This is a genomic window from Vibrio sp. 1731 (assembly GCF_033339955.1).
GTDB lineage: Bacteria > Pseudomonadota > Gammaproteobacteria > Enterobacterales > Vibrionaceae > Vibrio > Vibrio alginolyticus.
Genome location: NZ_JAWOVO010000146.1, coordinates 1 through 1102, shown reverse-complemented (window position 1 = coordinate 1102; position 1102 = coordinate 1). Strand labels below are relative to the sequence as shown.

Annotated in this window: 2 protein-coding genes; both read left to right on the top strand. The window is 44.9% G+C overall.

The genetic code is table 11. The annotated features are described in order from the left end of the window. The first annotated feature begins 144 nt into the window (after positions 1-144). Positions 145-570, top strand: a complete 426-nt coding sequence (gene nsrR, locus R7035_RS25800; RefSeq protein ID WP_005460673.1) for a nitric oxide-sensing transcriptional repressor NsrR — start codon at positions 145-147, stop codon at positions 568-570. A 115-nt stretch (positions 571-685) separates the two neighbouring features. After that, the coding region (locus R7035_RS25795) for a winged-helix domain-containing protein (protein WP_318146390.1) at positions 686-1102 on the top strand (417 nt) is incomplete at its 3' end.

The following is a 1102-nucleotide window of genomic DNA, read 5'->3' as shown; positions in this document are numbered from 1 at the left end:
TTTAAGTTGTATTTATAATGCATGTTTAAAGTTGTATCTCAAATGTATCTTTCGATCAAGAAAAGATTTACACTTTTGTCGATAGCGTAAGTTGGTTGTTTCGTCACTGACATTGAGCTATTAAGTCGCACTCTGGGAGAGAACATGCAGTTAACGAGCTTTACTGATTACGCGCTGAGAACCTTGATTTACTTAGCATCATTGCCAAAAGATGAGCTGACCAATATCACCGAAGTGACGGATTTGTTTGGTGTGTCTCGTAATCATATGGTCAAAGTAATCAACCGTTTAGGGCAGCTAGGCTACGTGCATACCGTGCGCGGTAAAAACGGTGGTATTCGCTTGATGAAGCCAGCGTCTGAGATCACCGTTGGTGGTGTCGTGCGAGATTTGGAGCCGTTAGATTTGGTCAATTGTGGGGTGGAGTTTTGCCACATTACTCCCGCATGTCGCCTCAAAGATAAGCTTGCCAAAGCAAAAAGTGCCTTCCTCGCCGAGTTGGATGAGTGCACCATTGAATCCTTACTGAGCGATAACTCTGAGCTTTTGATCCTGCTTGCTCGCCCTTAGTTTATTTGCAGTTCCAGAGTCGATCTCGATCATTCTTTTTTCAAAGCAATTCTGTAGCTTATCGAGAGACTCAGATATACTAGCTCTATACCTTCCTTGCTAGATAGGCGTGCCTATGTCAGACAATATTCCAAACGATCCATTCGCAGATCGTGAATCCCAAAATTACGAAAATCCAATTCCAAGCCGAGAGTTCATCCTCGAGTTCCTTGAACAAGCGGGCGTACCAATGAATCGCAATGACTTGTTTGAAGCTTTAAAGTTAGCGGGCGAAGAGCAATACGAAGGGTTGCGCCGCCGTTTACGTGCCATGGAACGAGATGGTCAACTGGTGTTTACCCGCCGTCAGTGCTATGCATTGCCTGAAAAACTTGAAATGGTGAAAGGTTACGTGATTGGCCACAAAGATGGTCACGGTTGGGTACGTCCAGAAGGCAGCGTCGGCAAGGACGATGATATTTTGCTGCCACATCACCAAATGAAGAACATCATTCATGGTGATTTCGTGCTGGTACAACCAACAGACAACAGC